7 protein-coding genes and 1 pseudogene are annotated in these 6246 nt (G+C 36.2%); all 8 read left to right on the top strand.

Translation table 11 applies throughout. From position 1 onward, the window contains the following. Positions 1–215 precede the first annotated feature (215 nt). Positions 216–953, top strand: a complete 738-nt coding sequence (locus GD441_RS16525; RefSeq protein ID WP_153127506.1) for a ZIP family metal transporter — start codon at positions 216–218, stop codon at positions 951–953. A 100-nt stretch (positions 954–1053) separates the two neighbouring features. After that, positions 1054–1371, top strand: a complete 318-nt coding sequence (locus tag GD441_RS16520; protein ID WP_153127505.1) for an ArsR/SmtB family transcription factor — start codon at positions 1054–1056, stop codon at positions 1369–1371. Between the two features lie 284 nt (positions 1372–1655). Continuing rightward, positions 1656–2488, top strand: a pseudogene (locus GD441_RS17375) (transposase); the annotation flags it as partial. 437 nt (positions 2489–2925) lie between these two features. After that, a complete protein-coding gene (locus tag GD441_RS16505; RefSeq protein WP_153127502.1) occupies positions 2926–3945 on the top strand; it encodes a multicopper oxidase domain-containing protein in 1020 nt (339 codons plus the stop codon). A 13-nt stretch (positions 3946–3958) separates the two neighbouring features. Continuing rightward, on the top strand, positions 3959–4186 hold the full coding sequence (locus tag GD441_RS17605; protein WP_338091724.1) for a hypothetical protein: 228 nt from the start codon (positions 3959–3961) through the stop codon (positions 4184–4186). After that, complete coding sequence (locus GD441_RS16500) at positions 4183–5094, top strand: ZIP family metal transporter (protein ID WP_338091723.1); 912 nt, start codon at positions 4183–4185, stop codon at positions 5092–5094. The genes GD441_RS17605 and GD441_RS16500 overlap by 4 nt, the downstream gene beginning before the upstream one ends. Positions 5095–5107: 13 nt before the next feature. Continuing rightward, positions 5108–5269, top strand: a complete 162-nt coding sequence (locus tag GD441_RS16495; protein ID WP_153127501.1) for a twin-arginine translocase TatA/TatE family subunit — start codon at positions 5108–5110, stop codon at positions 5267–5269. A gap of 570 nt (positions 5270–5839) precedes the next feature. Then, the coding region (locus tag GD441_RS16490) for a transporter substrate-binding domain-containing protein (protein WP_153127500.1) at positions 5840–6246 on the top strand (407 nt) is incomplete at its 3' end.

Genomic DNA, 6246 nt, shown 5'->3' with positions numbered 1-6246 from the left:
GTGTGTGTCCTTTATTAATGGATTTGGACGGGTTACCACCTGACTTATCCATTATAAAGGACTTTTTCTTTGCACAAAATAAAATAAGTGAAGATTGTGAGTCTTTTTAATATTAAAATTAAATTAATGCAACACTAGTGTTTTTACATAAATTCATAAAAAATACATATCGTTAATTGAAGACAACCATAGACAAAAAGGAATGATAAACAACAATGAATGAACTTGGAGCTTTGGTTTCTATACTAGTGTTTCTTGTGTTTTCGGGATTGATGGCAGGCGGTGTTTTAGGAATGATGTTCGGTTTTATTTTGAAGACAAAAATCGAACGCCTATTTGTTTTATGTGGAGGACTGCTGCTTGGATTAATTACGTTTGAGCTTATTCCGGAGAGTTTGGAACAATACAGGGGACTCGGACTTATTTTGGGGGCTTTATCCGGTACATTGCTAATGACTGTCACTGATACGTTTCTTCATAAAACCTTTGTGAATTCTCAAGTAAAAAGCGAACATCTTCATTCTTTTTTATTTTTAGTGTTTGCTATATGTATACATAATTTACCAACAGGTTTGGCATTAGGAGCAAATATGGAAAGTAGCGCTCTTCATCTTTCTCCGCTGCTAACGGCCACATTTTTACATCATATTCCCGAAGGCCTTACTTTAATGGCCTCGATTGCATTAGTTGGATATAAATACCTTCTGTTCTTGGTAAGTACAGTTTTTCTATCCCTCGTATTAGGGGGGAGTTTCTTTACTGGGTTAGCCATAGGGGAACAATCTCACAAATTAAATACCCTTTTAATGGGGGGAGCAATAGGAACATTGGCCTTTGTTACTGTTCACGAACTATTACTAAAATATAAAAAGAGAATGAATAACCGGGAATTTCTATTATATGGAGTCTTAGGTCTTATGTTTATGTATTTCTTTTTACAATGGGTACACTAAATCATTATTTGCATAATTGACAAAACAAAGGAAATTGTCCTATTTTTTGCATCTAATATGGAAATATCTTCATATATTCATTTTTAGGAGGTACTTTTTTATGGCAGATTTTGAGGATTTACCATATAACGATAATGACTTGAATGAGGAAACTTTATTTATTGTCAAATATTTAAATCCTTACCTGATCTATAAGAATTCCAATTTTGCATTTATTATCAAAAAAGAATGTTCGGTCAATGAAATTACCGAAGAATTATTTTTAGGACAATCAAGAGTATCACACCAACTGCGCTTTTTGAAAAATTTGGGGCTCGTCAAATATCGTCGGGCAGGTACAACTCTTTATTATTCGCACGATGATGAGCATGTTATGAATATTTTGGAACAGACGATTGATCATGCTAGACACCACTAGAAATAGTAAGGGATTTACAAACGGAAATATCGCGCCAATTGTGCGGTAAAAGGTAAAATAAAAATGGAATGCAAATGGAGTTATTGTAACAGACAAATGATTTACCAAAAAACACGTTCTCTTTGATGTTAAATGGTTATACGCTTGATTTTTATGATGAAGGCACAAGAGAAGGCTCATCTCGAAGATATAAATTTCCAAGACTTGAAATCTATTTTAAGATAAATCGGTAGTTTTTTTGCGGAGTTAACTTTTTTGTTTATAATCACCAAAATTCATTAACTGAGCCTCTACCTCCTGAATCTTCTCTAGAGGTTCGGGAGGTCAAAATTAGTACCGACGGACCCTGAGAGCGGGCTATTTGTAAAAAAATGAAAGAGAACGAGTCTTTGCCTATTCGTTTCATACGATGTGCGATGATAACGGATTTATCTTACACACGGTGGTCAAAGCAAGTAACGTCCATGACAGTCAAGTCCTTCATGAGCTCTTTCATCGAGTCAAAGAGAAAGTAGGGAAACCCTCGTCTCTCGCGTTAGATGTTGGATACAAAACTCCTGCGGTAGCGAAACTGCTCATCGATGAAAAGGTTCGTCCGGTGCTTCCGTATACTCGCCCGAAAACGAAAAAAGGGTATTTCCGGAAACAAGATTTTGTGTACGATGAAGCGAAGGACTGTTACCTTTGTCCCAACCATCAAGTGTTAACGTATTCGACAACGAATCGAAAGGGACTGCGCGAATACCAATCGAATCCAATGATTTGCCAAGAATGTCCGTTTCTCTCTCAATGCACCCAAAGTAAAAATCATATCAAGGTTGTAACACGTCATATTTAACAAGGATATTACAAAGAAGCTGAACACTTGAGGCATACTCAAGAAAATAAGGAGGTCTATGAAAGAAACGATTGAACGAGTCTTTGGGGATATGAAAGAGAAGCATGATCTGCGTTGGACTGTCTATCGAGGGCTAGAAAAAGTTTAATGCAGGCGATGCTTGTTTGTGCTGCCATGAATTTGAAAAAACTAGCCACATGGTTATGGAGAGCGACTCAAGGCTCTTCATTTTTTTCATTTACTGGATTATTTTTCATTAAAATAGGGTTCAGACGCTGAGTCTGAACCCTATTTTGACTACAGTCTGATGTTTCCTTGTTTAAAGGAAACATTTTGATTTTTAATATTTTGTAAACTCATAGGAGATCGTTAGTAATAATTTTCTCCGTAGTATTAATTGAATATATATTTGAATGAATGACGTGATATACATAACAAACGCTTAAAATCCCCTAATTTTTTTCTACATGCCATGCTTTAATTATCTTTCTTTCATAATAAATTGCCCCAACTATCATATTTTCTTTTTGTTTCATTCTATTAAATTCCACTTCACGTACTTGTCTTTATAAACAAGTTTTAATTTGATAGAAACCAAAAAAATAGTACAAAACTATATATTTTTTGTTATTGACAAAAAGTTTGACCACAACATAATATATAGGCATACACCAAAAAAGTTTACTTAAGGAAACTTTTTAAGGGGAGGCCAAAAAATGTCGGATGATAATAAAATTTCGAGACGTGATGTCTTGAAGATTGGTGCTGTAGGCGCACTTGGAGTTGCAGGAAGTTATTATCTAAATAAAATTTCGCCGTTTTCAAATGTTTCTCATGCAGCCAGCCATTCAACTCATAATGAAAAAAGCACTCATAATACACACAATATGATGAATGACAAAACGAAAACAGACGGTTATAAAATGGCTGAACGATTGTTAACAGAGTTCGATTATGGTAAGGTAACAAAGTTGCCAAATGGTCAAACTCTTCGAGAATACACAGTAGTTGCTATGGACAAAGAAATTGAAATTGCGAAGGGTATTAAATTTCCCGGTTGGACTTATAACGGGACTATTCCGGGGCCTACATTCCGTTGTACAGAGGGAGATCTTCTTCGTTTCCACTTTATCAATAAGGGAAGCCATCCTCACTCTATTCATTTTCACGGAATTCATCCGCCTAAAATGGATGGGATTACATCTATTTATCCGGGAGAATCATTTACTTACGAATTTGAAGCGAAACCGTATGGTATGCATATCTACCATTGTCACGTTTTGCCTTTAGCTCGTCATATTCACAAAGGTTTGTACGGTAACTTCATTATTGACCCAAAAACACCAAGGGAACCTGCTTTAGAGCTTAATATGGTAATGAATGGATTTGACATAGACTTAGACGGAGAAAATGAATTTTATACCGTTAACGGTTATGCTTTTGCATTCATGAATCACCCTATTAAAGTAAAAAAAGATCAGTTAGTACGTATTTATCTAAGTAACTTAACGGAGTTCGATTTAATTAATTCTTTCCATTTACATGCTAATTTCTTTACTTACTATCCGACTGGCAGAAATGATAATCCATCCCAGTTTACCGACACTATTATGATGTGCCAAGGTGAACGAGGAATTATTGAAGTTCGCTTCCCATATAAAGGAATGTATATGTTTCATGCCCATGTTAGTGAGTTTGCCGAGTTAGGATGGATGGGATTTTTTGAAGTGGAGTAAAAAGGGGGATACGATGAAAACGAAATGGTTCATTACAGGTCTCATTCCTTTGATTTTACTAGTTGGAGTATTAGGATGGATACTGAAAAACGGGGCAGGTGTGGAAAAAGATCCTGCTGCGCCCATTGAAGTTTTGAATATTGAACGAATAAAAGTCGTCAAATCAGGTTTTGAACTGTATCTCAGGTCATTGTTGATGATTCAGTTTGGAATTTTACAGCTTCACCTAGCCCAACATTGAAACGATTTGAAGAAGGAACAATTACCATTCCTTATCCTTGGGTTGAGGGTGATCCGCATACGATAAAATTAATTACTGAAAATGGTATTATCACTGAAGGGGAGATAGCGGCTGCCACTTTAACACCTGAACCGAACTGGAACAACTTTTTGAATTACGGTTTTATCGGTTTTTATGTCGGTATTGTCCCAATCGCTCTCGGACTGCTTTGGTATCCATTTATGAAGCGTTTCAAACGTAAGTGGATTAACGCGCTTCTTGCGCTCACAGTTGGCTTGCTATTATTTCTCTTTGTTGGTACGTTAGCGGATGGATTTGAGATTGGGGCTGAAGCACCAGCGGTCTTTCAAGGAAACATGGTTGTAATAATCGGTGCTACACTTACTTTCTTGTTATTAGTTGGATTTGATCAATACCAGCAAATCAAACAAAATGCTAAAGGTCATTCTCCCTTCCGTTTGGCTTTATTGATGGCAACGGGCATCGGTCTTCATAACTTTGGAGAAGGATTGGCAATTGGCTCATCTTTTGCGCTCGGGGAAGCCGCTTTAGGCACATTTTTAATTATTGGCTTTACGCTACACAATATAACAGAAGGAATAGGAATTGCTGCACCGCTTTTAAAAACAAAACCAAAATTAAAAGACTTTTTTGTACTTGGAACAGTTGCTGGAGCCCCAGCAATTTTAGGAACATGGTTTGGAGGGTTTATATTCTCGCCTATTTGGGGTGCTTTATTCTTAGGAATTGGAGCTGGAGCTATTCTTCAGGTAATCTTTGTTATTACAAAAATGCTCATTGAGGACCATAAAAAATATAATGAACCATCCATATCGTGGATCGATTTTTCAAGCTTTGCAATAGGCTTATTAATTATGTATTTTACAGCGTTTTTTGTGAAATATTAGGGGGGGATAACGTATGCTAGGTACAGGTAGCATTGTGTTGATTGGAACGGCGGCCCTCATCTTATTTGGACCGAAGAAACTTCCGGAATTAGGTAGATCAATTGGTTCCACATTAAGAGAATTTAGACAGTCTGCTAAGGAATTAGTGGATGACGAGGAAAATGAGAAAAAGTAATTCGAATAGGTTAACTGGTACAGTATAAAAACAGAAATCATAAGCTGTTGCTGAATCATGTAAATGTAGTTTATGAGAAATAAAGTAGTTTAAGACAGTGGTTTTCCGTTGGTGAAAACCACTTTTTCTATTTTAGCTCTTAATTATATTATAGAAAACCTTGTTTCTCACCAATCCTCTCCATCATCATATAACAAGATAATTAGCAAATACTTTAGTATGCTAATGCACTAAAAAATTCCGTTGACATTCATTTTTATGTTGTGTTATTTTTATCTTACGATAATTTATCACTCTAATATATTATCGAATTAAAGCGTATGCAGGGGGGATATCTTCATAGAGGCAGTCATCATAGAATTTTAGTTATTCTTGTATTGAGCTTTTTTCATGTAAATGTTGTCCTAACTCTAGTTGCAGATGCATTTGCTGTTGGTTTAGTGGTGACTGGCAGCGAGGGCATTCAAACTTATTGGACATGCAAGAGATTAACCAAAGATTATTAAAAATATTAATATTTTAACGACTAAAGCAAAATGATAATTAGTTAAAGGAGGTTATCTACAAAGTATGAAACGTATAGCAACTATTATTCTGACCATGACAGCGGTATTATCGCTCCTTATAGGATGTTCCAAATCGGAGGAAAAAGAAAAAGACAACACGCTGGTGATTGGCATAGACGATAAATTTGCACCCATGGGGTTCCGGGGTGAGAATAATGAAATCGTAGGGTTTGACATTGACTACGCCAAGGCAGCTGCCGAAAAAATGGGAGTAAAGGTTAAATTTCAACCTATCGACTGGAAAACAAAAGAATCTGAGTTAAGCAGTGGACGGATTGATCTCATTTGGAACGGATACACGATCACTGATGAGCGCAAAAAGAAGGTTCTTTTCACAAAGCCTTATTTGAAAAATGCACAAGTGGTTGTCACCCTGGCTAATTCCAACATTACTAAACTCGATGATTTAGC

The organism is Peribacillus tepidiphilus, from assembly GCF_009466385.1.
Lineage (GTDB): Bacteria > Bacillota > Bacilli > Bacillales > DSM-1321 > Bacillus_BN > Bacillus_BN tepidiphilus.
Note: the sequence above shows the minus strand (reverse complement) of the source record. Positions and strands in the feature narration are given on the sequence as shown.

Coding starts and splice junctions, on each gene's coding strand:
- GD441_RS16520 (WP_153127505.1), top strand. CDS start 1,054: ATGGCAGATTTTGAGGATTTACCATATAACGATAATGACTTGAATGAG.
- GD441_RS17605 (WP_338091724.1), top strand. CDS start 3,959: ATGAAAACGAAATGGTTCATTACAGGTCTCATTCCTTTGATTTTACTA.
- GD441_RS16495 (WP_153127501.1), top strand. CDS start 5,108: ATGCTAGGTACAGGTAGCATTGTGTTGATTGGAACGGCGGCCCTCATC.
- GD441_RS16505 (WP_153127502.1), top strand. CDS start 2,926: ATGTCGGATGATAATAAAATTTCGAGACGTGATGTCTTGAAGATTGGT.
- GD441_RS16525 (WP_153127506.1), top strand. CDS start 216: ATGAATGAACTTGGAGCTTTGGTTTCTATACTAGTGTTTCTTGTGTTT.